Source organism: Azospirillum sp. TSH100 (assembly GCF_004923295.1).
GTDB lineage: Bacteria > Pseudomonadota > Alphaproteobacteria > Azospirillales > Azospirillaceae > Azospirillum.
Genome location: NZ_CP039634.1, coordinates 951,874 through 978,825, shown reverse-complemented (window position 1 = coordinate 978,825; position 26,952 = coordinate 951,874). Strand labels below are relative to the sequence as shown.

25 protein-coding genes and 1 tRNA gene are annotated in these 26,952 nt (G+C 67.0%); 11 read left to right on the top strand and 15 right to left on the bottom strand.

Features of this window, described 5'->3' with window-relative positions; all coding sequences use genetic code 11:
- Positions 1 to 117 precede the first annotated feature (117 nt).
- The gene (locus tag E6C72_RS04725) at positions 118 to 1,941 is read left to right on the top strand and encodes a phosphoenolpyruvate carboxykinase (GTP) (protein ID WP_109084851.1); all 1,824 of its coding nucleotides are present in this window, start codon (positions 118 to 120) and stop codon (positions 1,939 to 1,941) included.
- Between the two features lie 275 nt (positions 1,942 to 2,216).
- Positions 2,217 to 3,047 (top strand): DUF1003 domain-containing protein, encoded by an 831-nt coding sequence (locus E6C72_RS04720; protein WP_109084852.1) that lies wholly within the window; start codon positions 2,217 to 2,219, stop codon positions 3,045 to 3,047.
- Between the two features lie 26 nt (positions 3,048 to 3,073).
- Here the strand turns inward: E6C72_RS04720 and E6C72_RS04715 are convergent, their stop codons facing one another.
- The 8 genes from E6C72_RS04715 to E6C72_RS04680 all read right to left on the bottom strand — a co-directional run bounded on the left by E6C72_RS04715 (position 3,074) and on the right by E6C72_RS04680 (position 9,881).
- Positions 3,074 to 4,831, bottom strand: a complete 1,758-nt coding sequence (locus E6C72_RS04715) for a hypothetical protein (protein WP_136700654.1) — start codon at positions 4,829 to 4,831, stop codon at positions 3,074 to 3,076.
- A gap of 196 nt (positions 4,832 to 5,027) precedes the next feature.
- The gene (locus tag E6C72_RS04710) at positions 5,028 to 5,267 is read right to left on the bottom strand and encodes a hypothetical protein (RefSeq protein ID WP_109084854.1); all 240 of its coding nucleotides are present in this window, start codon (positions 5,265 to 5,267) and stop codon (positions 5,028 to 5,030) included.
- A gap of 152 nt (positions 5,268 to 5,419) precedes the next feature.
- Positions 5,420 to 5,863, bottom strand: coding sequence for a PA2169 family four-helix-bundle protein (locus E6C72_RS04705; protein WP_042690549.1), 444 nt, complete (start codon positions 5,861 to 5,863; stop codon positions 5,420 to 5,422).
- Positions 5,864 to 6,703: 840 nt separating this feature from the next.
- On the bottom strand, positions 6,704 to 6,952 hold the full coding sequence (locus tag E6C72_RS04700; RefSeq protein WP_109084855.1) for a hypothetical protein: 249 nt from the start codon (positions 6,950 to 6,952) through the stop codon (positions 6,704 to 6,706).
- A 218-nt stretch (positions 6,953 to 7,170) separates the two neighbouring features.
- Positions 7,171 to 7,244 (bottom strand) — tRNA-Gly (locus E6C72_RS04695).
- Between the two features lie 47 nt (positions 7,245 to 7,291).
- Positions 7,292 to 8,158, bottom strand: coding sequence for a 1-acyl-sn-glycerol-3-phosphate acyltransferase (locus E6C72_RS04690; RefSeq protein WP_109084856.1), 867 nt, complete (start codon positions 8,156 to 8,158; stop codon positions 7,292 to 7,294).
- Between the two features lie 7 nt (positions 8,159 to 8,165).
- Entirely contained in the window at positions 8,166 to 9,068 is a 903-nt protein-coding gene (locus E6C72_RS04685) for a GNAT family N-acetyltransferase (RefSeq protein ID WP_109084857.1), read from the bottom strand.
- A gap of 399 nt (positions 9,069 to 9,467) precedes the next feature.
- Entirely contained in the window at positions 9,468 to 9,881 is a 414-nt protein-coding gene (locus tag E6C72_RS04680) for a MucR family transcriptional regulator (RefSeq protein ID WP_109084858.1), read from the bottom strand.
- 89 nt (positions 9,882 to 9,970) lie between these two features.
- On the opposite strand from E6C72_RS04680, the gene E6C72_RS04675 reads away from it, so the two are divergent.
- Complete coding sequence (locus E6C72_RS04675; RefSeq protein ID WP_109084859.1) at positions 9,971 to 10,225, top strand: sulfurtransferase TusA family protein; 255 nt, start codon at positions 9,971 to 9,973, stop codon at positions 10,223 to 10,225.
- Between the two features lie 3 nt (positions 10,226 to 10,228).
- Here E6C72_RS04675 and E6C72_RS04670 read toward each other — a convergent pair whose 3' ends face one another.
- Positions 10,229 to 10,699, bottom strand: coding sequence for an N-acetyltransferase (locus tag E6C72_RS04670; RefSeq protein ID WP_109084860.1), 471 nt, complete (start codon positions 10,697 to 10,699; stop codon positions 10,229 to 10,231).
- Positions 10,696 to 11,445, bottom strand: a complete 750-nt coding sequence (gene tsaB / locus E6C72_RS04665; protein ID WP_109084861.1) for a tRNA (adenosine(37)-N6)-threonylcarbamoyltransferase complex dimerization subunit type 1 TsaB — start codon at positions 11,443 to 11,445, stop codon at positions 10,696 to 10,698. Before tsaB ends, E6C72_RS04670 begins: the two co-directional genes overlap by 4 nt.
- Positions 11,446 to 11,666: 221 nt before the next feature.
- On the opposite strand from tsaB, the gene ddpX reads away from it, so the two are divergent.
- The 3 genes from ddpX (at position 11,667) to E6C72_RS04650 (ending at position 14,151) form a co-directional block, all read left to right on the top strand.
- The gene (gene ddpX / locus E6C72_RS04660) at positions 11,667 to 12,215 is read left to right on the top strand and encodes a D-alanyl-D-alanine dipeptidase (RefSeq protein ID WP_109084862.1); all 549 of its coding nucleotides are present in this window, start codon (positions 11,667 to 11,669) and stop codon (positions 12,213 to 12,215) included.
- Positions 12,216 to 12,436: 221 nt separating this feature from the next.
- Positions 12,437 to 13,489, top strand: coding sequence for a polysaccharide deacetylase family protein (locus E6C72_RS04655; protein ID WP_109084863.1), 1,053 nt, complete (start codon positions 12,437 to 12,439; stop codon positions 13,487 to 13,489).
- A 131-nt stretch (positions 13,490 to 13,620) separates the two neighbouring features.
- The gene (locus E6C72_RS04650; protein ID WP_109084864.1) at positions 13,621 to 14,151 is read left to right on the top strand and encodes a hypothetical protein; all 531 of its coding nucleotides are present in this window, start codon (positions 13,621 to 13,623) and stop codon (positions 14,149 to 14,151) included.
- Between the two features lie 109 nt (positions 14,152 to 14,260).
- On the opposite strand, the gene E6C72_RS04645 is transcribed toward E6C72_RS04650, so the two are convergent.
- A complete protein-coding gene (locus E6C72_RS04645; RefSeq protein ID WP_109084865.1) occupies positions 14,261 to 14,464 on the bottom strand; it encodes a hypothetical protein in 204 nt (67 codons plus the stop codon).
- A 637-nt stretch (positions 14,465 to 15,101) separates the two neighbouring features.
- On the opposite strand from E6C72_RS04645, the gene dnaK reads away from it, so the two are divergent.
- The 3 genes from dnaK to E6C72_RS04630 all read left to right on the top strand — a co-directional run bounded on the left by dnaK (position 15,102) and on the right by E6C72_RS04630 (position 19,727).
- A complete protein-coding gene (dnaK, locus tag E6C72_RS04640; protein WP_109084938.1) occupies positions 15,102 to 17,018 on the top strand; it encodes a molecular chaperone DnaK in 1,917 nt (638 codons plus the stop codon).
- A 151-nt stretch (positions 17,019 to 17,169) separates the two neighbouring features.
- Positions 17,170 to 18,321, top strand: coding sequence for a molecular chaperone DnaJ (dnaJ, locus tag E6C72_RS04635; RefSeq protein WP_109084866.1), 1,152 nt, complete (start codon positions 17,170 to 17,172; stop codon positions 18,319 to 18,321).
- A gap of 215 nt (positions 18,322 to 18,536) precedes the next feature.
- Positions 18,537 to 19,727, top strand: a complete 1,191-nt coding sequence (locus E6C72_RS04630) for a GGDEF domain-containing protein (protein WP_109084867.1) — start codon at positions 18,537 to 18,539, stop codon at positions 19,725 to 19,727.
- On the opposite strand, the gene thpR is transcribed toward E6C72_RS04630, so the two are convergent.
- The 4 genes from thpR to E6C72_RS04610 all read right to left on the bottom strand — a co-directional run bounded on the left by thpR (position 19,724) and on the right by E6C72_RS04610 (position 23,220).
- The gene (gene thpR, locus E6C72_RS04625) at positions 19,724 to 20,272 is read right to left on the bottom strand and encodes an RNA 2',3'-cyclic phosphodiesterase (RefSeq protein ID WP_109084868.1); all 549 of its coding nucleotides are present in this window, start codon (positions 20,270 to 20,272) and stop codon (positions 19,724 to 19,726) included. The genes E6C72_RS04630 and thpR overlap by 4 nt on opposite strands.
- A 66-nt stretch (positions 20,273 to 20,338) precedes the next feature.
- Entirely contained in the window at positions 20,339 to 21,382 is a 1,044-nt protein-coding gene (locus E6C72_RS04620) for an NADP(H)-dependent aldo-keto reductase (protein WP_109084869.1), read from the bottom strand.
- A 29-nt stretch (positions 21,383 to 21,411) separates the two neighbouring features.
- Positions 21,412 to 22,593, bottom strand: coding sequence for an FIST N-terminal domain-containing protein (locus E6C72_RS04615; protein ID WP_247875567.1), 1,182 nt, complete (start codon positions 22,591 to 22,593; stop codon positions 21,412 to 21,414).
- 6 nt (positions 22,594 to 22,599) lie between these two features.
- Positions 22,600 to 23,220: an arylesterase gene (locus tag E6C72_RS04610; RefSeq protein ID WP_109084870.1), complete on the bottom strand. Its 621-nt coding sequence runs from the start codon at positions 23,218 to 23,220 to the stop codon at positions 22,600 to 22,602.
- Positions 23,221 to 23,332: 112 nt separating this feature from the next.
- Here E6C72_RS04610 and E6C72_RS04605 point away from each other — a divergent pair, with 112 nt between their 5' ends.
- A complete protein-coding gene (locus E6C72_RS04605; RefSeq protein WP_109084871.1) occupies positions 23,333 to 24,100 on the top strand; it encodes an ABC transporter ATP-binding protein in 768 nt (255 codons plus the stop codon).
- Positions 24,101 to 24,359: 259 nt separating this feature from the next.
- A complete protein-coding gene (locus E6C72_RS04595; RefSeq protein WP_109084872.1) occupies positions 24,360 to 26,885 on the top strand; it encodes an ABC transporter permease in 2,526 nt (841 codons plus the stop codon).
- The last annotated feature ends 67 nt before the right edge of the window (positions 26,886 to 26,952 follow it).

Sequence of the window (26,952 nt, the reverse complement as noted above, 5' to 3'; positions counted from 1 at the left end):
GATGCCATCCACCTGACACGACAACGGACGAAAGAACGGCCGGACCGGCCGCGGGACACCCCCGGCGAGGGGCATCCCCGGCGCAAGGGGACCGGCCCAGCCTTCGAGAGGGACGATATGACTGGTAACACGCGGACGCGGAACAAGAAGCTCCTGGCCTGGGTCGAGGAGATCGCCCTGAAATGCAAGCCGGAGCGCGTTCACTGGTGCGACGGCTCGCAGGAGGAATATGACCGTCTCTGCAACGAGATGGTCGAGGCCGGCACCTTCATCCGCCTGAACGAGGCCAAGCGCCGCAACTCCTTCCTCTGCCGCTCCGATCCGGGTGACGTCGCCCGTGTCGAGGACAGCACCTACATCTGCTCGAAGACGCGCGAGGAAGCCGGTCCAACCAACAACTGGATGGACCCGGCCGAGATGAAGGCCAAGCTGGACGGCCTGTTCGAGGGCTGCATGCGCGGCCGCACGATGTATGTGGTGCCGTTCAGCATGGGTCCGCTGGGCTCCGACATCGCGCACATCGGCGTGCAGATCTCCGACAGCCCCTATGTGGCGGTCAACATGCGCCTGATGACCCGCATGGGCCAGAAGGTGCTGGACATCCTGGGCGACGGCGACTTCGTCCCCTGCCTGCATTCCATCGGCGCCCCGCTGGAGTCCGGCCAGCAGGACGTCGCCTGGCCCTGCAACGCCGACAACAAGTACATCGTCCACTTCCCGGAGGAGCACCGCATCGTCTCCTACGGCTCCGGCTATGGCGGCAACGCGCTCCTGGGCAAGAAGTGCTTCGCGCTGCGCATCGCGTCCGCCATGGGCCGCGAGCAAGGCTGGCTGGCCGAGCACATGCTGATCCTGGGCGTGGAAAGCCCGGCCGGCGAGAAGACCTATGTCGGCGCCGCCTTCCCGTCGGCCTGCGGCAAGACCAACTTCGCCATGCTGGTCCCGCCGAAGGAGTTCGAGGGCTGGAAGGTCCGCACCATCGGTGACGACATCGCCTGGATCAAGCCGCAGCCCGACGGCACGCTGCGCGCCATCAACCCGGAGGCCGGCTTCTTCGGCGTCGCCCCCGGCACCAGCGTGAAATCGAACCCGAACGCGCTGAAGACGCTGGACCACAACGTCATCTTCACCAACGTCGCGCTGACCGACGACGGCGACGTCTGGTGGGAAGGCCTGACCGACGAGGCGCCGGCCCACCTGATCGACTGGCAGGGCAAGGACTGGACACCGGGCTGCGGCCGCGTCGCCGCCCACCCGAACAGCCGCTTCACCGCGCCGGCCGCCCAGTGCCCGTCGATCGACCCGGCCTGGGAGGATCCGGCCGGCGTTCCGATCAGCGCCTTCATCTTCGGCGGCCGCCTGTCGAAGACCTTCCCGCTGGTGTTCGAGGCCTACAACTGGCGCGAGGGCGTCTATTGGGCGGCGACCATGGGCTCGGAGGCCACCGCCGCCGCCGTCGGCCAGGCCGCCATCCGCCGCGACCCGTTCGCCATGCTGCCCTTCTGCGGCTACAACATGGCCGACTACTGGAACCACTGGCTGTCGATGGAAGGCAAGGTCGAGAGCCTGCCGCGCATCTACCGCGTCAACTGGTTCCGCAAGGACGAGAACGGCAAGTTCGTCTGGCCGGGCTTCGGTGACAACATGCGCGTGCTGAAGTGGATCGTCGACCGCGTCCGCGGCCGCGCCACCGACGTGGCGGAATCGCCCTTCGGCTATTCCCCGCGCTACCAGGATCTGAACTGGTCCGGCCTGAACTTCCCGGCCGACAAGTTCGCCAAGATCATGGACATCGACCGCAAGGAGGCCGAGGCCGAGGCCAAGGACCAGGAGGAGCTGTTCAACCGCTTCGGCGACCGCCTGCCCGAGGAGATCGAGCAGCAGCGCGTCGCCGTCCTGAAGCGGCTGGAGAGCATCCCGGACGTCTGGCGTATCGGCTGACCGGCCCGAACGGTTCGCAGGTAAGGATAGGGGGCTGCCGCAAGGCGGCCCCTTTTCCGTTCAGCCCTGTCCATTCGGGGCGAAGATGAACCGGAATTCATCTGAAACCGGCCGTTGAACAGCCGATACAGGGGGGCGGTAATGGTTTCCAGCCTTTGTAGTGCAACCGCTTCCTTACCTGCCGCCTGCACCTTTCGGTGATTTAACCGGATTGTCAAAATAATCGGGCATAAAGTCGCCCGCGCCGGAGCGCGTATGCCAGGGAGGGCGACATCATGAGCGATCATCAGGTTCCACCGCAGGATGGTGACGAGTCCGCGGAGCCGACCTCCCCGTCAACCGAGCTGGACGCTGCAGGGCAGGATGCTGGCGAGCATGATGCCGCCGATCACGAGGACAGTGGCGGAACTCTGGGATCAAAGCGCCAGCCCTGCGCAATCAGCGGCAAGCGCCGGCCGAAACGCGACCTGATCGCACTGGATGCATTGCGCCCCAGCCTGGCCGACCGCATCCGGCACGACCACCCGCATCTGGAACCGGACGCGCAGATCAGCCGGCAGGAACTGGCGCGCTACCGCTCGCTCTATGTCGCGGAGTTGCTGAAGGAGGAGCATGGCGAACTCAGCGAACTGGACCGCGAGGTCGCCGAAAGCCTCGCCCGGCACGAAACGCTGGCCGAGAACCCGGAGGAGGAATACGACGACCACCGCACGCTGGGCGAACGGCTGTCGGACGGACTGGCCAGCTTCGGCGGCAGCTGGGCCTTCCTGATCTCCTTCGCCTTCTTCCTGGGCGTGTGGATGCTGATCAACATCATCGAAGGTGATGCCAAGGCCTTCGATCCCTACCCCTTCATCCTGTTGAATCTGTTGCTGTCCTGTCTGGCCGCCATCCAGGCGCCGGTCATCATGATGAGCCAGAAGCGGCAGGAGGCGAAAGACCGGCTGCGCTCCGAAAACGACTATCGCGTCAACCTGAAGGCCGAACTGGAAATCCGGCACCTGCACGAGAAGATGGATTATCTCATTCAGCGCCAGTGGCAGCGGCTGACCGAAATCCAGCAGCTGCAGCTGGAAATCATGCAGGAAAAGCGTCTGCGCAGGTGAGCGGGGGCGGTTGGAAAGGCCGGCCGTCAGCGCTTGCGACGGCCGTCCAGTTCCAGCATGCCACGCAGCGCGGCGATGGTCTTGCTGAGCGGCGTCGGCTCGCTGCGGGGCTTACCGGGCTTGGCCTCATCCGGAAAGTCGGTTGACGGCGAAGCATCCGGCGCCTGAAAGCCATGCGGCCGGCCGGCATCCGGTGCAGCCGGGCCGCCACGGCCCGGACGCGCCTTGCCGGCGCGGGGTTTCGGCTGGGGTGGCGGAGGTTGCGGCGCCGGGAGATCCGGCTGCGCCTCGTCCTCGATCAGCCCGCGCAGGGCCTTCATCGCCTCCTCGATCTCGCGTTCCTGGGCGGAGCGGCGCCCGGCAGGTGCCGGATCCGGCTCAGAGGCTAGCTCGGGAGCGGCAGGTGCCGGCGCCGGGTCGGGCTCGCCCCAACCGGCGGGCAAGGACCACTCATCCTCATTCCGGCCGTGCGCCGCATCGGCTTCTTCCTCGCGAAGGGCAGGCTTGTCCACGGACTTCGCCGCCGAACTGCGCGCGGCCTTATGCGGCGGAAAGGGAGCATCCTCCTCCTCGGGCTCGTTCGCCGCATCCTCGATCATCGACCGCAAGGCGGCAAGGGTGCGATCAAAGCCTTCCTCGTCCTCCGGCGGTGGGGGCGGGCGTTGGGCACGGCGTTCGGCGCGATGTTGATCGAAATCGAGCGGTTCGGCAGGAGGCAACGGCGCCGGCTTGGCCGAACGGAGGGCAGGGGCGGGCTTTTCCGGGTCGCGGATGGCGAAGGACAGGATCTCTTCTTCCGACGGTTCATCGCCGTCCGGCTCCCCATCGTCAAACCCATCCTCGGGATTGTCATCCCCGGAGTCCATCCGCCAGGGATCAGCGCCGGTATCGCCGTCGCCATCGCTCCAGTCGTCCTCAAAGTCCCTGCGCACCAGGACCTTGTGAGAGAATGCCGGCGGTTCTTCCTCGTCATGGCAGGGGCCTGGGACAGGCTCGTCACCGGAGAAATCGCCCCCGGACTGACGATGATCGGCAAGGCTCGCCGTGCGTCCGGCGGAGGACTTCGGCACAAGGCCCTCCCGCCCGTCCTCCGGTTCATCGTCTGAACCGTAGGCCTGCGCCAGAAGCCGGCGCATCGCCATCAGCGTCTCGTCATCGCCATCTTCGGGGTCGCCGTCTTCAGAGACGTCGACGCGGACGGGTTCCGACCGCTCGTCATTGGCCGGTGCCTTGGCCTCGCTTGAAGACGACGGGCCCACGGACGGTTCATCGTCCCAATCGTCGGGCGGCGAGGTGCTGCCAAGCCGGGCCGCCATGTCGGCGAGCGAAACCGGCTCCCACAAGGGTTCGGCCCTTCCATCTCCCGGACCATCGGCGACGAGATCGGACAGCGGAAGCTCCGACACCGGCTTGCCACGGACTGGTGCAGGATCGGGGGGAAGGGGGGGCGGAGGGACAGGCAGTTCGGTGTCCGCAGTCCGCCTGTCCGGACCGCTGTCACCACGCAAGGAGGCGAGCAGCCCGTTCAGCGCAGCAAGCGGCGCATCGAAGGACGGTTCGTCCGCCGTGGGGGCTTGGACAACATCCTGCGGGACGACCAGGATCGGCCGGCTTTCGATGTCGCGGGAGTCGCAGCGCGAGCAACGGTAATGCGGCGCAATCGACAGGACGGGGTAATTGGGGCCGAAGCGCCGCTCGAGCATGGCACGGGGCAGAACGCCGCCATGCCCGCAGGCGCGGCAGCGCAGTTGCACGTCGGCATCGATGTCGCGGAGGAACAGCATACGGGCCATGCCGCCCAGTATAGCGGCGGCCCCGCGGCTTTCCCATTCGTTTCAAACCCGGATCCGCCTCCAATCCGCCGACGCAGATGGCTTGCCGCAGGGAGGATGGATCGGAAAAGACAGGATCAGGAAGGCAGGCGCCGGCCCGGTCCATGTCTGAACCGGCTGTCCGGACCGGGCGCCGGCTCGACGACGGTCACACCGCGCGGGTGACGGTCAGGCCCTGTTCGGACAGGCTGTCGAAGATATCCTTGAATTTCCGCAGATAACGGGTGCGGTAGGCGTCGAAATCGGCGGCGATCGCCGCCTCGGCATTCTGGGACTTCTTGAACTCGGACACACGGTGGGCGTTCTCGGCGCGGTACAGGGCGAAAGCACCCTTCGTCACCAGATCGTTGCCAACCGGGTCTGCGTTCTTCGCTTTGTCGCTGTTCATCAATCCATGTCCAGATGGAGTGGACATCCGGCATTGGGACCGGATGATCGGCAGGGACTGCACGCCACAGCCTTTCGGCCGTGCCAATTCCTTGCAGCCACCGGAAAAAGCCTACGCCCGCTTTTCCACACCCGCAATGCTGCGACGCACCATCATGCCACCACCCCACGCAGGGCCGCCATGCGGTCGCGGTCGACACGGATGCGGTCAAGATGCTGGGCGATCACCGCGGTGATGGGCAGGGGAAGCTCCTTCGCCATCGCCTCGTCATAACGGCGCAGGCATTCGCTCTCGCCACGTTCGACCTCGGTGATGATGGCGGCGCGGTCATGGCCAAGCACGGCCGACTTCAGTTCCAGGAAGAAGCGGTGGGCCCCGCCCAGCATGGTGCCGCCCATGTCCGGTGCGCCGCCCTGTTCGGCGACCAGCCGCTGGATCTCGCGCACGATGGCGCCGCGCTGGGCGGCGAGATCGTTGAACAGCGCCTTCAAATCCTCGTCCTCAGCGGATTCGGCGGCCTGCCGATAGCCTTCGTGGCTGTCCTCGACGATGCGGATCAGCTCGTTGAGGGTATCGACGATCTCATCCTTTTCCATGGCGGCAGGTCCTCCCATGCGTCCCTTACGCTGCCACAACCCTGCCGTGGGGCTGAATGTTCCCATCTCCCGGCGGGAGCAACCCGACAGCGACAGGTCTGTGGCGGACCGGCCCGGCAATGCCGGCCGCAACGACCGGCGAAAGAGTAAAGGAGTGATCCGTGAAGGTCGAAACATAATCGAGAGGAAATCCCGTCATGAAACGCTTTCGCATGAAGCGCATGCTGCAGTGCATGAAAGATGGCGGATGCCAGTCCAGACTCATTAATTATTCGTTAAATTCCATATAATCGAAAATACATAGAAAGACTATTGACGGAAAACTCCCGAAATTTCGGCGTTTCAATGGCGCATATTACGTAAGCATTACCGTTATTATTGTAAATTCTTAATGAACCAGCTCTGCATCTGAAAAAGGCTTTGAAAGATTTGGCAGGCTGAAGCCAGGCGATTTCGGGTTGGAACCTGTCCATCCTTGCCGTTGGCAACGGCGGTGTCGGACGGCATTCTCGCCCCGTCACGGCGGCATTCTTATCGGCATGTCTTCAACGATGCGGGCCGGACCGGGATCGGGGGATCATCCGCAATCTGTGAGTACGCAATCTGTGCGAACTGGGGGAACCATCATGGCGCAGTATGGACGGCATCCCGCCTCATTGGGCTGGGAACCGAAGCCGAAGTCGGCCAAGACCGGCGTATCGCGCGCCCACGGTGGACGTGCCGTCCGCAACGGACCGCTGTGCTGTTCCTGTGGACGGCCGATCCGCGCCGGCGACCCCCATTGGGCCGGTCATGGCGACCAGAGCCCCTGGCATTATGCCTGCGCAGAGCGCGCCGGCCTTACATGGTCATGGACGGGGCGTCCGGCCGTACCGTCGCTTCCGGCCGCGGAGATGGACTGACCACACCGGCAGCCAGCCCCATCTGCGCCTCTTCACGCCCGCGCTGGTAGGCCTCGCGTTCAGCCTCCAGGATAGCGTCCGCAAGGCGCCGCTCAAACTCGCGCTCCACCAGAGCAGAGAACAGGTCGATGCGGAAGCGCGCCTGAAGGGACCGGCTCAGTCTGCGGGCTCTTTCGATCGGCGGCATGGGCGGTTCCCTCCCTCTGGATGACGGACAATGCCGCCAAGCTTCAGAGATCAGGGCTTCTCAAGCAATTGCGCCATCGGCGAACCGTCAACGCAAAAGAGAGCGGCCATTGGAACCCGCCGGCCGTGCCCATCGGCACGAACGCCCGTCCTTCAAATTTCGGATTTTCTTGGGAGGTCCTCGGCGAGAAGCCGGATGCCATGCAACTACATGGCGTTTGGAGCGGGTGAAGGGAATCGAACCCTCGTCGTAAGCTTGGGAAGCTTCTGCTCTACCATTGAGCTACACCCGCGCGCCCGCTGTTTATAGGCGACTGCCGCAGCGGATACAAGAGCGGAATCAAGCACTCGCAGTGGTGGGAACGGTGGCCGGCGATGTGGCCTCCGGCACCGTGACGGGAGCGGCGGGACGGCCGGAAATTGCACGGGCGACGCCGTCAGCGATCACGCGCTGACAATGCTCGGCCAAGGCCTTACGACTGCTGAAACCGTCGATGGTCACCGGGGGATGGAACTCGACCTCCACCGTCATGCCGCCCAGGCGGAAGGCCTGCCACAGGTGCGGCGCCAGATCCATGTCGCCGTACCAGGCATAGAAGGGACGGAAGGCGAAGCCCATCGGGATGCCGTCCAGCCGCGTGGCGGCGACGCTGACCGGCTGGACCGTCAGCGGGCGGCCGTCGATGCGGCGCGCGGCGACGGCGAACAGGGCGGTCTTGAAGGGCAGGGTACGGTTGCCGTCGCTGGATGTCCCCTCCGGAAACAGGATCAGGCTGTCGCCGGAGTCCAGACGGCTGCCAATGTCGTCGCGCTGCTTGTCGACCGAAGTGCGGGCCTTGCGCTCCACGAACACCGTACGCTGAAGCCGGGCCAGCAGGCCGAAAAAGGGCCAGGACCCGACCTCCGACTTGGCGATGAACGAGCCGGGGATCCGCGAGCCCAGCACCGTGATGTCCATGTATGAGGAGTGGTTGGAGACGAACAGCACCGGCCCGTCGGCCACCCGCTGGCCACGCACGACCACATCAAGCCCGATCAAACGGGCGCAGACCCGGTGATAGAACGCTGGCAGGGTGCTGCGCAGCCGCCAGCCACGGGCCACCGCAAGGGCCTGCAGCGGGATCAGCAGCAGCGTCCACAGCAGATAGAGCGTCAGGCGCAGGGCGCCGCGGCCGGAGGAGCCCAGGGCGCGGGCGGTGCGGGTCATGACCGTCTCAGCCGGCTTGGCTGTCGCGGCTGCGACGTTCGTAATGCTTGGCGTATTTGTCGGTGATCAGATCGGTCTTCACCACGATGCAGACGTCGGTGGTGTTGAACTGGTGATCGATCACGGCACCGTCGCCGATGAAACCACCCAGCCGCAGATAGCCCTTGATCAGCGGCGGAAGAATGTTCAGCGCCCGCCGCGGATCGATCTGGTCCTTCGGCATCCGGTCCAGCGAGACGAAGCGTTCCGGCAGCGCCGTCGCCCGCAGATCCGTTGGGGCCAGATGGTGGTGGTAGAGGTAGGACAGCGGCTCGGCCAGCGCATCCGGGTCGGTGCCGGGCAGGCTGGCACAGCCGAACATGAGGGCGATGTCGTGCTGGAACACATAGGCGGCGATGCCCTGCCACAGCAGCTGCATGCTGCCGCGCGACCGATAGCCGGCATCGACGCAGGACCGCCCCAGCTCCAGCACCTCGCCGGGATAGCTGGCGAGGCGGCTGATGTCGTATTCGTCGCTGGAATAGAAGCGGCCAACCTTCTCGGCGGCAGGACGGCGGATCAGGCGGTAGGTTCCGACCACCATGTCGGGACCGTTGCCTCGGGCATGGTCGATGACCAGCAGATGGTCGGCGACGCCGTCGTAATCGTCGAAATCGCGGCCCTGGGCCTGCATCGCCGGAGAAGGGACCGCCGCCATCTCTTCATAGAAGACGCGGTAGCGCAGGGCCTGCGCCCAGTCGATCTCCTCGGCGGAGCGGGCCAGCCGCACCTCCAGCGTGCCCAGGCGAATGCCGTCCGCCAGCCTTTCGCCACCGGACCCAATCACATCGGGTGCATCGGGTGCGGACGCCTCGCGCCGCTCCGGGCTCGTCCGGGTCAGGCCCGGCTGGTCCAAGCTTGCATCAGCCATGTCGACGGTCCGCTGCGATGGTTCGGGACGATGGTATGGGCGCCACGCCCACCTGCCACCGCCGGGTCACGGCGGCCAAGTCCGGCGGCCGGGTCGGGACGACAGAGTCGCGCGCACCACAAGGCATAACACGATCCGCCGGTTGCCGGTCAACCGACATCGTAGCCGACATCGCGAGGTGCGGTCAGCGGACGGTAGGGCCGGCAGCAGATCGGCATGCGCGAGTTTTGATTTCCGGATTTCGGAGCGCCGGAGAGTGTGGCGGCATCCGTATGACCCTGGTGGCTGGATACCCACGGTGAAAGCAGGGCACGACGAACACGGGCCGGCAGAGGAAAAACGCGGGAACGGGCGGCGGCACCGTCACGGCACCAATCCGCCCTGCGGGAACCCCATTCCTCAGGCGCCGCGGCGGGCGCGGGTGCCCAGGCCGATCTGCTTGGCCAGCGAGCTGCGCTGGCGGGCATAGTTCGGCGCGACCATCGGGTAGTCGGTCGGCAGGCCCCAGCGGTCGCGGTATTCTTCTGGAGTCATATTGTACGCCGTCTTGAGATGGCGCTTCAGCATCTTCAGCTTCTTGCCGTCTTCCAGGCACACAATATAGTCCGGTGTGACAGACTTCTTGATCGGCACCGCAGGCTGCGGCCGCTCCTCCGCCACCACCGGTTCGGTGCCGACGTTGGCCAGCGACTTGTAGACCTGCTCGATCAGGGTCGGAAGATCGGTCAGTGCGACTGTATTGTTGGAGACATGCGCCGCCACGATCTCCGTGGTCAGAGACAACAGCGCGTTGGAAGGGGACCCGTTGCTCATGTAAGCTTGCTCCGCGGCATTCGTACCTCACCATATAAAGAGGTTTTCTGCATCGTGCAATATCCATCCTTTGGAGCAAAGAGGAATCGGTGACCGAAAAAATCTCCGCAGACTTGTTTCTCGACATCACCTCGCAGGTTTGTCCGTTAACCTTCGTCAAGACCAAGTTGATGGTGGAGCGGATGGACGCCGGGCAGACCCTCGAAGTCCGGCTGAATGCCGGTGAACCCTTGGAAAACGTTCCACGATCCTTGATCGAGTTGGGTCACAGCATTCTGTCTGTCCACCCCGAACGAATGGAGGAGCCGACTGGAGTCCACCGTCTGATCGTGCTGAAAAATTAACCCCTATGCCTCGTCAAGATTGCGGCGCAGAACAAGCGCCGCGACCCGTCCGTCCGGTCGTTTGTAGTATCCGGGGCGGCGACCGACGGAAAAAAAGCCACTGGCCTTGTATAGACTCCATGCCGCCGGGTTATCCTCGGCGACTTCAAGAAACAATGCAGTCGCGCCCAGGTCGTTCGATCCGGCGACTGCTGCCTCCACCAGCAGACGGCCGATCCCGCCGCGGCGGGCCTGCGGCAGCACCCCGATGGCGAGGATTTCCGCGTCCTCCGCCGCGACGCGGGCCATCACGAAGCCGACCGGCTGGTCCTGATCATCGAGCGCGATGACCGCAAAGCCGGCCGGCGGGGTCATCAGGGTGGCGACCGACGCCTCGTCCCACGGATCGTCGGGAAAGCAGGCCTGCTGCAGCGCCGCGACCACGCCGGCCTCCAACGGACCGGCGGGATGGAGACGGATGGCGGCAACAGTCATGCCGCGGCTCCCCCCGGTAGCGGCTTGGCTCCCGCGCTTTTCGGCAGGGTGACGTCTGGCGGGCGGAGATAGAGGGGTTCGGCCGGCAGGCCAGCAGGCCGGACGGCGCCCAGTGCCGCCACCACGGCGGCGTCGGGCAGCCCGTCACCGGACGCCACGGCCAGATCGGCGCGTCCGGACAGCAACGGGACCAATGCCGCCGCCGCATCGCCGGCGACGAGCAGCGGTCCGGAGGGATACAGTCCGTCGAGCCAGCCGGGGATCGCCGCCGGATCGGGCATCGCCGGTTCGCCGACGGAGACAAGATCCGCGTCGTAGAGTTGAAGGAAGGGCTCGGTACGCCGGCTGTCGACGGCAACCAGCAGGAAGCGGCCGTCACGCTCGGCCTCGGGCACACCGTGGGCGATGGCGTCGAAGCTGGTGATGCCGATCACCGGCAGGTCCTGGGCGACGGCGATACCGCGAGCGGCGGCCAGCGCGATGCGCAACCCGGTGAAGGCGCCGGGCCCGACGGTGACGGCGATGCGGTCAAGGTCGGCGAAACCGGCGCCGGCCTCGGCCAGCACCTCCTGCGCCAGCGGCACGAGCACCTCGGCCTGCCCGCGTGCCATCGGCGGGCTGCGCCGGACGGTCACGCGCGCACCCTTCTCCCAATTGGCATCCCGGCCGGCATCCTGACCGGCCGTGCCATCCCACAAGGCGGCCGAACAGCCGGATGTGGCCGTATCCAGACCCAGAACCTTCATCACCACACCTTCCTTACCGCTGCGTCACGCAGGCGGACGTTTCATGATACGCACACCCGGCCGTCATGGATCGCCACCCCGGCCGGAATCGTCCTGGTGGGGGCAGCCGCCCCCACGGAAATGGCAGATCAGCATTCCTCAAATCCGCGACCATGGCAGATGGCGTTGCGGCCATGCTAGAGGACGTTCGTCTTCCCCACACGCCGACGGTTGTCCTTTCCATGCTGACCGAGATCACGCCTCCGGCCTTCGACATCGATCTGGAGCTTCTCTACGCCACCGCCGACAATCTGTCGGGCACGCCGATCTACCGCTCGGCGGTGTGCCTGCTGCACCCGGATGCGGCCCGCCGGCTCGGCGACGCCATCCGGTTGGCCCGCGGCATCGGCTGCCGGCTGCGGGTGTACGATGCCTTCCGCCCGGCTGAGGCGCAATGGAGGCTTTGGCACGCATTTTCCGATCCCACCTACATCGCCGACCCGCGCCTGGGTTCCAACCACACCCGCGGTGTGGCGATCGACCTGACGCTGGTGGACGGCACGGGCACGCCACTTGACATGGGCACCGGGTTCGACGCGATGACCGAGCGGTCGCACCATGGCCGCAGCGACCTGACCACCGAACAGCAGCGCAACCGCGCCCTGCTGCTGGGCGTGATGGTCGGCGCCGGGTGGGAGCATTACCCGTCGGAATGGTGGCACTATCAGCTGCCGAACGCCGAGCGCTATCCGCTGCTGACCGACGCGGCGGCCGGCGGACGGCTGATGTAAAACAGATTATCCAGGGGCAGGACCGGCCTCCGGCGGATGGTGCCCGTCCCGCTATCTGGACTTGTGCCTTGTCGGCGCCGGTCCATTGTTGCACGCGCGCACCGCATCGCTGCCCTCCGCAGGAAAGCGGCGGACGGCGCTTGTTCGCAGGACGGAGACTATGGCACACCATTTGCGTTGGGGCGGAGGTCGCCCCGATCAGCCTTTTCCGCAAGGGCGCCATGCCGTTCCGTCGTGCCGTCACGGTACTCGCCGCCGCAGCACTGTCCGTCTGGACCGTGTTCGTGCCGGTGTCCCGGCCCGCCGCCGCCGAAGCCGCCTCTCAGCCGGGCGCCAGCGCGGTGGTGTTCGCCTATGACCGCTTCGGCGAGGACCAGAATCCTTCGATCAGCATCCGCATCGATCAGTTCGAGGCCCATTTGGACGAGCTGACCGATGGGGATTACAACGTCCTGCCTCTGCCGAAAATTCTCGACGCCCTGCGCACCGGCAAGCCGCTGCCCGACCGCACGGTGGCGATCACCATCGACGAGGCCAGCCGCTCCGCCTTTACCGAGGCCTGGCCGCGGCTGAAGGCGGCCAACCTCCCCTTCACCCTGTTCGTCGCCACCGATCCGGTGGATCGCGGCTCCCCCGCCCACATGACCTGGGGCGAAATACGCCAGCTGGCGGCAGCCGGCGTCACCATCGGGGCGCTCGGCACCTCCACCCAGTCGATGCTGGCGCGCAGCCCCGATCAGTTGGCCGCCGACCTGCGCCGGATGTCAGACCGCTTCCAGGCGGAACTGGGACGCCGCCCGGCGGTCATCGCCTACCCGCAAGGTGAATATTCACTGGCCGTGCGGCAGCTGGTGATCGACCAAGGCTTCACCGCCGCCTTCGGCCAGCAGTCCGGCGTCCTGCACCCACAGGCCGATCCCTGGAGCCTGCCGCGCTTCGTCATGAACGAAACCTATGGCAGCGCCGACCGGTTCGAGCTGGCGGCCAACGCGCTGCCGCTGCCGGTGTCGGACCTGACGCCCGACGATCCGCTGGTCACCGTCAATCCGCCACCGCTGGGCTTCACGATTGCCGATGGCGTGGGCGACAGCTCCAAGCTGGCCTGTTTCGCCACCGGCCAGGGCCGCACTGCGCTGGAACGCATCGCCGAGGACCGGGTGGAGGTCCGCATCCGCGATCCCTTCCCGCCAGGCCGTGCCCGCGTCAACTGCACCCTCCCGGCTGCCGAGGGCCGTTGGCGTTGGCTGGGTGTACAGTTCCTGATTCCGGAATAAGCGGTTCCTGCATCGGTTCCGGGGACGTTCCCGACCGGTTCAATCGGGTATTGGCGGCAGGACGGGTGCCGCCTATGGTGCCGGCCCCGGTGTGCCATAGCGAGGCACGCGGCGATTTTCGGGAGCGGGCGATGGCCGACGATACCTATTCACCCAACGCACAGGGCAACACGCAGGGCTCCGACATCGGCTGGGCCGATACGGTGCGGTTCCGGCTGCCGGCCGGCTGGGCGGTCGACGTGGAAGAGCATGAAGGCCAAGCGGTCAGCACCTTCCGGCCGCCGCCGCCGGCCGCCGGCGTGCTGCGGCTGGTGACCGACCGGGTGACGCCGCGGCCGGACTCCGGCGGAACCGCCGCCACCTTGCAGGAAATGGCCCTGCGCTTCGTCAGGCCACAGGACCAGCGGGCGGGCGACCGGATGGTGGAAAGCCGGGCGGACGGAGCCGTGATCGCCCAGGCGATGATGCGGACGGAAGAGGATGGCCGGGCTGAGACCCATTATTTGTGGCTGGTCGGGGCGGAGCGGGCCGATGCGGCGGGATCGGTCGCCGCGGTGGCCATGTTCAGTTTCGCGCTGCCCGACCTGATGGATGGCGACGAATCCTGCGCCGAGATGCTGGGCCGGATCGACGACGCCATCCGCAATGCCGAGATACTGTAAGGAGGAGGACCATCCGACTCCGCCTGTCATGACCAGTTCATGACCGGTGCGCCGACACCACTCCGCCGATGGCTGCTCTATCCTGGGAATGGCCGGTAAGGACTGCCGGTCAGCAGTGGCCGGCGCCGGTGGCCATCAACGCCTTCAGCCGGACCGCCTGCGGGTCGTGGGCGACGGCGGCCTCTTCGGCGGCGAGGGAGGCGAGGCTGATGAAGCGCGCCAGGTCGTCCAGATCGCACCGGGTCGCATCGCTCATCAGGCTGTCCAGGCAGGACTTGATGGCCAGGGCCACATCGCGTCGTTCGTCCATCATCGCGCTTCCCTTTCACACCTGTGTGACCAGCATCGCCAAGGAACCGCATGCTCCGGCTGTGGCATCGGCGGCAGCGCCGGCCGCATCCCCTTGCGGTCACCCCCTATAGACAAACGAGATAGCATATTCCTTTTGAGCTTTCACTAATTGATTCGCCGGATCATGAATAATCACAGCAACCGCGAATTGATTGGGCGCAGCTTTGCACGCGGTTGCTTGTTAATGAAAGGTTAACTTCCTTGGCTAGTTCAAAAGCTAAGGATTAATCACTTGTAACACCTGTGACGATTTGAATCATCTGCGCTGAATATCCGGATACTCGTGATTGCGTACTTGAATACGCAAGTATTCTATTGCCGGGGGCAGCGTGGCGGCGCCGGTGTGGCAAAGGATGTCGCGGCGGCGATTTTTCCCCGCTTTTGCGGGCCGAAAGGCGCGCCACCCTGTTGCAGCCCGAAACGGCTCCGCCTATATCTCCGCCAGCACGGGTCGGACCCGGGGGCATCGCTCTTGAGCGTCGCTTCCCCGCGGACCGGACCCCCAAGCGCTCCACCGACGTTTCACCGACCCAATGGGGATCGCGGCGGTGCCGGACCAGACGGGCCGCCACGCATCTGCCGAACGAAAGAGGCTGAACATGAGCAAAGTGATTGGTATCGACCTCGGCACCACGAACTCGTGCGTCGCCGTGATGGAAGGCGGCAGCGCCAAGGTGATCGAGAACGCCGAGGGCGCGCGGACGACGCCGTCCATGGTCGCCTTCAGCCAGGGCGGCGAGCGGCTGATCGGTCAGCCCGCCAAGCGTCAGGCGGTCACCAATCCGGAAAACACCCTCTTCGCGATCAAGCGTCTGATCGGCCGCCGCTTCGACGATCCGCTGACCAAGAAGGACCAGGGTCTGGTTCCCTACCGCATCATCTCCGGCGACAACGGCGACGCCTGGGTCGAGGCGCACGGCAAGAAGTACAGCCCCAGCCAGATCAGCGCCTTCATCCTCACCAAGATGAAGGAAACCGCCGAGAACTATCTGGGCGAGAAGGTCACGCAGGCGGTCATCACCGTCCCGGCCTACTTCAACGACAGCCAGCGCCAGGCCACCAAGGACGCCGGCAAGATCGCCGGCCTGGACGTGCTGCGCATCATCAACGAGCCGACTGCCGCCGCTCTGGCCTACGGCATGGAGAAGAAGGGCTCCGGCACCGTCGCGGTCTATGACCTGGGTGGCGGCACCTTTGACATCTCCGTGCTGGAGATCGGCGACGGCGTGTTCGAGGTGAAGTCGACCAACGGCGACACCTTCCTGGGCGGCGAGGACTTCGACAGCAGGATCATCGAATATCTCGCGGACGAGTTCAGCAAGGAGCAGGGCATCGACCTGCGCAAGGACAAGCTCGCGCTGCAGCGCCTGAAGGAAGCTGCGGAGAAGGCGAAGATCGAGCTGTCGTCCACCACGCAGACCGAAGTCAACCTGCCCTTCATCACCGCCGACCAGACCGGTCCGAAGCACCTGAACATCAAGCTGACCCGCGCCAAGCTGGAAGCCCTGGTGGACGAGCTGGTGCAGCGCACGATCGAGCCCTGCAAGGCGGCCCTGAAGGATGCCGGCCTGAAGGCCAGCGAGATCGACGAGGTGATCCTGGTCGGCGGCATGACCCGCATGCCCAAGGTCATCGACGCGGTGAAGCAGTTCTTCGGCCGTGAGCCGCACCGCGGCGTCAACCCGGACGAGGTGGTCGCCATCGGCGCCGCCATCCAAGGCGGCGTGCTGAAGGGCGAGGTCAAGGACGTCCTGCTGCTCGACGTCACCCCGCTGTCGCTGGGCATCGAGACGCTGGGCGGCGTCTTCACCCGTCTGATCGACCGCAACACCACGGTCCCGACGAAGAAGAGCCAGACCTTCTCGACCGCCGAGGACAACCAGAACGCCGTCACCATCCGCGTCTTCCAGGGCGAGCGCGAGATGGCTGCCGACAACAAGGCGCTGGGCCAGTTCGATCTGGTCGGCATCCCGCCGGCCCCGCGCGGCGTGCCGCAGATCGAGGTGACCTTCGACATCGACGCCAACGGCATCGTCAGCGTTACGGCGAAGGACAAGGCGACCGGCAAGGAGCAGCAGATCCGCATCCAGGCTTCGGGCGGCCTGTCGGACGCCGACATCCAGAAGATGGTGAAGGACGCGGAGGCCCACTCCGCCGACGACAAGAAGCGCCGTGAGCTGGTCGACGCCCGCAACCACGCCGACGCCCTGATCCACACCACCGAGCGGACCATCAAGGAGAACGGCGACAAGATCCCGGCCTCCGACAAGACCGCCGCGGAAGCTGCCGTCACCGAGCTGAAGTCGGTGCTGGACAGCGAGGATTTGGAAGGCATCAAGTCGAAGACCGAAGCGCTGGCCCAGGTGTCGATGAAGCTGGGCGAGGCGATGTACAAGGCCGGCCAGGGCGAGGCCCCGGCTGCGGGCGGCGAGGCGCCGGGCGCCCAGCCGAACGAGCCGGGCGTCGTCGACGCCGACTTCGAAGAGGTCCAGGACGACAAGAAGAAGTCGGCGTAAACCCGACGCCAGCTTCTTTTTGATACGGACCTGACGCGAGCATCGATGGCCCGCCGCCTTTCCCCGGCGGCGGGCCTTCGGTATGCTGGGGTCAGGCTCCGACGCGACGCGGACAGTTTGGACCAGAACGACTCAAAGGCGGTCGGCCCCCATGGCGAAACAGGATTATTACGAGCTGCTCGGTGTGGCGAAGAACGCCAGCGCGGATGAGCTGAAAAAGGCTTATCGCAAGATGGCGATGCAGTACCACCCGGACCGCAACCAGGGTGACAAGGACGCCGAGCAGAAGTTCAAGGAAATCAGCGAGGCGTATGACGTCCTGAAGGACGATCAGAAGCGCGCGGCCTACGACCGGTTCGGCCACGCCGCCTTCGAGGGTGGCCGTGGTCCGGGACCGGGTGCGGGCGCCGGCGGCTTCAACTTCGACTTCGGCGGCGGCGGTGGCTTCGCCGACATCTTCGACGAGATGTTCGGCGAGTTCATGGGCGGGCGCCGCGGCGGCGGCGGAGCGTCCGGCCGCGGCCAGGATCTGCGCTACAATCTGGAGATCGGGCTGGAGGAGGCCTTCAAGGGCACCCAGACCACCATCCGCGTCCCCACCACCGTGCAGTGCGACAGCTGCAACGGTTCCGGTGCCGCGTCGGGAACCCAGCCGATCACCTGCCCGACCTGCCAGGGTCACGGCAAGGTGCGGGCGCAGCAGGGCTTCTTCACCATCGAGCGGACCTGCCCCGGCTGCCACGGCGCCGGCAAGGTCATCAAGGATGCCTGCAAGAACTGCGGCGGCTCCGGCCGTCTGCGCAAGGAAAAGACCCTGCAGGTCAACATCCCCGCCGGTGTCGAGGATGGCACCCGCATCCGTCTGGCGGGCGAGGGTGAAGCGGGGCTGCGCGGGGCGCCGGCCGGCGACCTCTACATCTTCCTGGCAATCGCTCCGCACCCGATCTTCCAGCGTGACGGCGCCAACATCCACTGCCGGGTGCCGATCCCGATGACCACGGCGGCGCTTGGCGGGTCGGTGGAGGTGCCGACCATCGACGGCAGCCGCACCAAGGTGACGGTCCCGCCGGGTACCCAGTCCGGCCACCAGTTCCGCATCAAGGGCAAGGGCATGTCGGTGCTGCGCAGCGCCCAGCGCGGCGACATGTACATCCAGGCGGTGGTGGAAACCCCGGTGAACCTGACCAAGCGCCAGCAGGAACTGTTGCGCGAGTTCGAAGGTGCCGGCAAGGAAGGGTCGAACCCGCAGTCGGAGGGTTTCTTCGCCAAGGTGAAGGAGCTTTGGGAAGACCTGAAGGACTGATCAGCCGACAATCGCGGGTGATCTGTACGGGCGGTGCGTCTGCGACGCACCGCCCGTTACTTTTTGTCGCACGCTGGGATCTTTCCGTGTTTTCCGCCGGGCCATAAGCCATTTCCACGCGAAAGCCGTTGAAGGCCCGGTCATGCACGTGTAATCACCCAGGATGGCTAATCCATTGGCGACATGTCCGGCCACTGCCGGGGGCAGGCTGCCTGATGCGGGTTGAGAGGCTTCTCGCCACGCTGTTCGGTGCCTTCGTCCGCAGCGACGAACTGCCCGACCTGATCCTGCCGGCGGGACACACGCCGATCCTGCAACGTCGCCGTGCCGCGATGATACAGTCGCGCGTTCGCATGGTGGCGTTGATCTTCGGCATCCTGACGCCCTTGTGGATCGCCATCGACGTCACCGTCTTCGAATGGTCGCTGGCGATCTGGCTGATCCTGCTGCGCCTGACCGCCAGCGCCGCCTTCCTGGCGCTCGCCTTCGACAGCCGCTCCTGCGAGGACATGACCTGCGCCTGGGGACGGCTGGCTGCCCTTCTGGCGATCCCGACCCTGTTCTTCGCCGTCTCACACCCGCTGCTCTGCAACCAGGGCGTCGACGACCTGCGCATCGCCGTCAGCGCCGGCTACGGCTATCTGCCCTTCGTGATGGTGGCGGGCCTCAGCGTCTTCCCGCTGACCGCGGTGGAGGGGGCGCTGTTCGCAGCACCGATGCTGGGCGCCCATCTGGCCGCCGGCTTCTACGGGTCGTTGGTGATGCCGTTCCCGTCCTACATCAGCGCCCTGTGGCTGCTGGCGCTGATCGCGGTGGTGGCGACGCTGGCGGCGATCAGCCAGCTGCACTTCATGATCGCGCTGCTGGAACAGGCGGCGCACGATGCGCTGACCGGTGCCTTCTCCCGCCGCATCGGCGAGGAGTTGCTGAAACTCCAGGTCGCCCATGCCGAACGCACCGGGCAGCCGCTGACGGTGATCTTCGTCGACCTGGACGACTTCAAGGCGGTGAACGACCGCCACGGGCATGAGGAGGGCGACCGCGTCCTGCGCCATGCCGCCAACACCATCCGCAGCCTGCTGCGCCAGTCCGACGCGCTGATCCGCTGGGGCGGCGAGGAGTTCCTGGTCGTCATGCCCGACACACCGGTGAATGGCGCCATGATCGCGGTGGAGCGGATGCGCCGCGCCGGCTTCGGCAAGCGGCCGGACAGTACCTTGCAGACCGCCAGCATCGGCATCGCCGAACAGACCGCCGATCGCCCCATCGATTGGGAGTCACTGGTGGAACTGGCCGATCAGCGCATGTACCGCGCCAAGCAGGAGGGCAAGGACCGGGTGGTCTCCTGCGGCAGCGCCGCTGCGCCGCAGGCCGAAGCCGAGCCCTGGGACAGCATCACCGCCTAAGGCGCGATCGGCTCAAGCGGATACTCCCCCAACGCCTCATACAAAGCCCCGCCATTGCCGAGATGGCTGCGGTAAAGGGTGAGGTGATCGACCGGCATCGGCCCGGCGCGGAACAGGCCGCGATCGGACAGGAAGCGGGCGATGCGGTCGGCCGGCGCGTCCTTCAGCCGGGCCAGCGTGACGTGGGGGGAGAATTTCCGCTCCTCCGCCGGCAGGCCGCAGCGGACGATGGCGGATTCGACCTTGGCCTGGAGATGGGCCAGCGCCTCGCTGCGCTCCACCCCCGCCCACAGCACCCTTGCCTTGCGGCCGGCACCGAACACGCCGACACCGTCGAGGGTAAGGGAAAAGGCCGGCACCCGCAGCTCCGCCAGCGCGGCGTCGATGTCCATCGCCTGATCGTCCGGCACCTCGCCGATGAAGCGCAGGGTCAGATGCATGGTTTCAGGCTCGGTCCAGCGCGCGCCGGGCACCCCGCCGGCCAGACCGGCCAGCCGCCGGCGAACCTCTTCCGTCAGGTCGAGCGCGACGAACAGGCGGAGCATCGGGCACCTCCGGGGTTGCTGCAACCACCCGCCCCCTTTCGGAAAAGGGGCGGGTCGCAGAACAGCTTACGGACACGGATCCGGCATGCGGTTGTGCATGGCGTCGATCTCCGCCATCACCTCCGGCGACAGGGTCAGGTCGATGGAGTCGATGTTGGAGATCAGCGTTTCCATCGTCGTCGCGCCGATCAGCGACGAAGTGACGAAGGGTTGCTGCACTGTGAAGGCGATGGCCATCTGGTTGGGCGCCAGACCGTGGCGGCGGGCGATGTCCAGATAGGCCTCCGTCGCGGCATCGGCATTGACGGTGGCGTAGCGCGACGGCCGGTGGTCGAGCGCGCGGCGGCTGCCCGGCGGCACGGCACCGTTCAGATACTTGCCGGTCAGGGTGCCGGCGCCCAGCGGCGAATAGGCCAGCAGCCCGACATCCTCGCGCAGGGCCACTTCCGACAACCCGTTCTCGAAGGTCCGGTTCAGCAGGTTGTAGGCGTTCTGGATCGAGGCGACGCGCGGCAGGCCGGCGATTTCGGCGGCGTGCAGCCAGCGCATCACGCCCCACGGGCTCTCATTCGACAGGCCGACATGGCGGATCTTGCCGGCCTGCACCAGCTCGGCCAGCGCCGCCAGCGTCTCCTCGATCGGCACGCCGTCCTGCTCGGGCTTGTGCTTGTAGGTGCGGACGCCGAAGCGGTTGGTGACGCGGTCGGGCCAATGGATCTGGTAGAGGTCGATGTAGTCGGTCTTCAGCCGCGACAGACTGGCCTCGACCGCCGCAAAGACGTTGGCGCGGTCCAGCCGCGACTTGCCCTCGCGCACCCAGCCGAAGCCGCCGGCCGGCAGGCCGATGATCTTGCTGGCGAGGATCACCTTGTCGCGCTTGCCGCGCGACTGGAACCAGTTGCCGATCACCTCCTCGGTCTTGCCATAGGTGTCGGCGGTGGGCGGGATGGCGTACATCTCCGCCGTGTCCCAGAAATTGATGCCGCGGTCGAGTGCCGCGTCCATCTGGGCATGGCCTTCGGCCTCGGTGTTCTGGCGGCCCCAGGTCATGGTGCCGAGGCCGATGGCGCTGACCGACAGGCCGGTGCGGCCGAGCGGACGATACTGCATCCGGAACGTTCCTTATTCGAAATGATCTTTTAGAGGAAAAGCGTCAGCACGCCGGTGTAGCCATAGAGCCGGTTGTGCGACACCTCGCCCGAGGCGAAGAAGCCGGTCAGCGGAATGTCGCCGAAGGTGTCGCGGATCATCGACAACTCGGCGTCGGCGGCACCGAACAGGCCGGGACCGCGGGCGATGCAACTGACATACACCGCTCCCTTCGGCGTCGCCTTCACCCGTTTCTTGAGGCTGTCCAGCATCCGGCGCATGTCGGCGGCGGCGGTTTCCGGATCGCGGCGGGTGAACATCACCGGCTGGCCGGTCGTCACCCGCTCGGCGATGGAGATCCAGCCGGCGCGCGGGTCGATGGCGATCAGGTCGCGCACCAGATAATCCTGGGTGTCGGAGCCGGCGATGGGCAACCCGGCGCAGATCAGCCCGGCCACCTGCCGGAGGTCGGCGGCAAGCTCCGGCCCGATGTCCTCCTTGAAGACGTCCAGCGCCGGCCGGCCGTCGATCTCCAGGATCACATTGTCGTCGCTGGCGGTGACGGTGCGCGTCGGTCCGATCGGGCGGCAGCCCTGGGTCAGGGCGGTGGCGACCGGCATCTGCGGCGCGAATAGCACGCCCGACACGCCGCCCTCGGTCACCGGATCGGCATCCTCCGCCCCGGCGGCGATCTGCGGGAACTCCCCGCGCGAGGCGGTGAGGCCGCCGACCAGGAAGACGCCGGCCTCCTCCGACAGACGGGCGACCAGCCCGGCCATGTCGGCATGGTGCGGATCGACATGGACCAGCGCCAGCGCCGCGCCATGCTTGTCGAGCCAGCCGCCGGCACTGCCGCGCAGCGGCTCCAACCCGTCGGTCAGGGTCGGGAACAGGCGGAAGCTGTCTTCCGGCAGACGGGCGGCCATGATCGCCATCCCCGGCTCGTCGAACAGGACGGCCCCGTTCGCCATCACGCCGATGCCGGCGGTGCCGACCCAATGGCGGATGCCGGTGACGCCGCGCAGCAGGGTGACGATGCTGGTGGCGTGCTCCGCCAGGCCGTCGGTCAGGTAGAGGAAGCCCAGGCTGCAGCCGGCCACCGGCCCCAGCCGGTCAAGACAGGCCTTGACCGTCGGTCCCCACTCCGCCCCGGCGGCGCAGGCGGCGGTAAAGCGGGTGTCGCTGTCCTGGGTCGCGGTCATGGGGGTCACGGTCATGGGGGTCACGGTCATGGCGGCTCAGCCTCCGGTCTTTTCCGTAGTCTTGCTGATATTGGGGAGGCCGTCGAGCAGGGCGGTGACGGAGGGCAGGATGCGCTCGACGATCACCGCCACGCCCTGGGCGTTGGGATGCAGCCCGTCCGGCTGGATCAGCGCCTGCTGCAACGCCACCCCGTCGAGGAAGAAGGGATAGAGCGGCACATCGTAGCTCTTCGCCAGATCCGGATAGATGGCGTTGAAGCTGTCGGTGTAGGGCTTGCCCAGGCTGGGCGAGGCGAACATGCCGGCCAGCAGGGTCGGCACCTTGCGCTCCTTCAGCGTCTTCAGGATGGCGTCGAGATTGGCCCTGGCCTGACCGGGGTCGAGCCCGCGCAGCATGTCGTTGGCGCCCAGCTCGACGATGGCGGCGTCCGGCTTGTCGGCCAGCGCCCAATCCAGCCGTGCCCGGCCGCCGGCGGTGGTGTCGCCCGACACGCCGGCATTGACGACGGTGACGCTGTAGCCTTTCGCCGCCAGCGCCTTTTCCAGCTGGCGGGTGAAGCCCTGCGGTTCCGGCAACCCATAGCCGGCGGTCAGGCTGTCGCCCAGCGCCAGCAGCTTCACCGGCTGCGCCGCGTCGGCTCGGGTCGGAACGGTCATCGGTGCCCCTGCGGCGAAAAGAAAGGCGAGCCCCACGCCGAAGGCACCCGTGTTGAAAGCCCGGCGGGTCGTGCCATATGGCGATGGTCCATTCCGCTTGTGCGAGTGTCGCATGTCCAAGGCTCAGTCCCCTGCAACGTCGTCAAACTCCATCGCCCGCTCTTCAAACGAAATCATCGTTGAACTCGACGACATCCACCTGAAATTGGACAGCGGCGCCGGACCCGTCAACATCCTGCGCGGCGTGAATCTTCAGGTGGCGGCCGGCGAGCGGGTCGGCGTCGTCGGCCCCAGCGGCTCCGGCAAGTCCACCATGATGATGGTGATGGCCGGGCTGGAGCGCCCCAGCGGCGGCAGCGTCCGCGTCGCCGGACAGGATCTCGGGCGCCTGGACGAGGATGGGCTGGCGCGCTTCCGCCGGCAGCATGTGGGGATCGTCTTCCAGGCCTTCCATCTGGTGCCGACGATGACGGCGCTGGAGAATGTCGCCATCCCGCTGGAATTCGCTCGCGTCGCCGACGCCTTCGACCGCGCCCGCGTCGGGCTGGAACAGGTCGGGCTGGGGCACCGCATCCACCATTATCCCGGCCAGCTGTCGGGCGGCGAACAGCAGCGCACCGCGCTCGCCCGCGCCTTCGTCACCGAGCCCTCGCTGCTGCTGGCCGACGAGCCGACCGGCAACCTCGACATCGATACCGGTGCCACCATCGTCAAGTTGCTGTTCGATCTGGCCGAGCGGCGCGGCACGACGCTGGTGCTGATCACCCACGACCAGAGCCTCGCCGCACGCTGCGACCGGACGGTGCGGCTTGCGGATGGGCGGATCGCGGACGACGGGCAGGCGGCCCGGCGCGCGAAGCTCCAGGCGGCGGGGGAGTGAGGGGGATGGGTGAAGTGATGCGGACCGTTTCTCCCTCTCCCCCCCGCTCACGCGCAAACGGAGTTTGCGCTGACGCGACAGGCGGACCTGCGGTCCGCCGAAAGCGGGGAGAGGGTCGGGGTGAGGGGGACGCACGGCGTGGCGTTGTTCGACGCGCAGAGCGCTCGCCACTGACCCAATCCACGCCATGCATCCCCCTCACCCTAACCCTCTCCCCGAGGGGGAGAGGGGACACCAGCAGGGGGAAGGGGGCCACGCGATGACCGACCTCCGCCTCGCGCTCCGGCTTGCCCGGCGGGAGCTGCGCACCGGCCTGAAAGGGTTCTGGGTCTTTCTCGCCTGCCTCGCCCTTGGCGTCGCCGCCATCGCCGCGGTGCAGTCGGTGTCGAGCGGGCTGCTCGACGGGCTGGCGAGCGACGGGCGCTCCATCCTCGGCGGCGATGTCGCGTTGCGGCAACTCTACAATCCGCCGGCCGAAGAGCAGATGGCGGCGCTGAAGGCCGGCGGCCGGGTGTCGACCTCCGCCGAGATGCGGGCGATGGCCCGCGCGGATGACGATGTCCGCTCCTCGCTGGTCGAGCTGAAGGCGGTCGACGATGTCTATCCGCTTTACGGCGCCGTGACGCTGGAGGGGGGCGGCGACCTGCGCGACGCGCTGGCGCAGAAGGACGGCCGCTGGGGTGCGGTGGTCGAGGCCAGTCTGGTCGACCGGCTGGGCGTGAAGCCCGGCGACACCATTCATGTCGGCGAAGGCGTCTACCGCGTCGCCGCCGTGCTGGACCGCGAGCCTGACCGCGCCTCCTCCAACGCCTTCTCGCTCGGGCCGCGGCTGCTGGTGGCGCTGCCGTCGCTGACGAACACCGGGTTGCTGCAACCCGGCAGTCTCACCTGGTGGAGCGCCAAGGTGGCGCTGCCGCCGGAGACCGACCTGAAGGCGTGGCAGGAGGGGTTGCGCGCCCGCTTCCCCGACGCGCCCTGGCGGATGCGCGACTACACCAACGCCTCGCCGCAGATCGAGCGCTTCATCGACCGCATGACGCTGTTCCTGACGCTGGTCGGGCTGACGGCGCTGCTGGTCGGCGGCGTCGGGGTCGGCAACGCGGTGCGCAGCCACCTGGATTCGCGCGCCCGCACCATCGCCATGATGAAATGCATCGGCGCCCCCGGCGCCCTGGTGTTCCAGCTCTATCTGGCGCAGATCCTGGCGCTGGCTCTGCTGGGCATCGTCATCGGGCTGGCGCTCGGCGCCGTGGCGCCGCTGGCGCTCGGCCGGCTGCTCGACGGCGTGCTGCCGGTGTCGGCGCATATCGGCGTCTATCCCGGCGCCCTGGCACTCGCCGCCCTCTATGGTGTGCTGACGGCGCTGACCTTCTCGCTGTGGCCGCTCGGCCGGGCGCGCGAAGTGCCGGCGGGCGCGCTGTTCCGCGACGTGATCGCACCGGCCGGCGGCCGGCCGCGCACGCCCTATACGGTCGCGATGATCGTGTCGGCCCTGGCGCTCGCCGGGCTGGCGGTGCTGACCGCGCACAACAAGGTCTTCGCGCTGTGGTTCGTCGGCGGCTCCATCGCCACCTTCATCGCTTTCCGCGCCGCCGCCGCCCTGGTCACCTGGGGAGCGGCGCGGGTCGGCCGCGTCCGGCGGCCGGGGCTGCGGCTGGCGCTCGCCAACCTGCACCGGCCGGGCAACCCGACGGCAGCGGTGGTGCTGTCGCTGGGGCTCGGCCTGACGGTGCTGGTCGCCATCGCGCTGATCCAGGGCAACTTCTCCCGCCGGATGTCGGAGACGATCCCGCAGGACGCCCCCGCCTTCTTCTTCGTCGACATCCAGCGCGACCAGTTCGATCCCCTGCGCGACCTCGTCACCGCCGTCCCCGGCGCCAGCGCCTTCGAGGCGGTGCCGAGCCTGCGCGGCCGGATCGAGCGGGTGAACGGCGAGGACGCCGAAAAGGCGCTGGTCAATCCGGAGCAGGCCTGGATCCTGGCCGGCGACCGCGGCATCACCTATTCGGCGACGCTGCCGAAGCATTCCACCGTCACCGCCGGGTCCTGGTGGCCGACCGACTATGCCGGACCGCCGCTGATCTCCATCCACCAGAGCGTCGCCGAGGCCTTCGGCATCGGTCCCGGCGCCACCATGACCGTCAACATCCTGGGCCGCAGCTTCGAGGCCAAGGTCGCCAACGTGCGCTCGGCCGACTTCAGCAGCATGGCGATCAACTTCACCATGGTCTTCGCCCCCGGCACGCTGGAGGGGGCGCCGCAGACCTGGGTCGCCACCGTCCGCGCCACGCCCGATGCCGAGACGCAGGTGCAGCGCGCCGTCCTGCAACGCTTCCCCAACATCACCATGGTGCGGGTGAAGGACGCGCTGGACACGGTGGCGGAGATGCTGGGCCACATCGGCACCGCTGTGCGCATCGTCGCCGGCATCACGCTGGCCGCCGGCACGCTGGTGCTGGCCGGCGCGGTCGCCGCCGGCCACCGCCGCCGGGTCTATGATGCGGTGGTACTGAAGGTGCTGGGCGCCACGCGCGGCGACGTGTTGCGTGCCTTCCTGCTGGAATACGGCCTGCTGGGCCTGTTGACCGCGGTGATCGCCGGCATCATCGGAACGCTGACCGCCTGGGCGGTGCTGAAGTTCCTGATGCATTGGGAATGGAGCTTCCTGCCGTCGGCGGTCGTGACCACCGCTTTGCTGAGCACGGCGATCACGCTCGCTTTCGGGTTCTATGGTACTTGGCGGGCTTTGGGCCAGCCTTCGGCACCATTGCTTCGGAACGAGTGACGCCCGTGTCATGAAGCCGCAGGAAAAACGAATCGTGAAAGCTTTTTCATTCAGAAAAAGCGTCGCC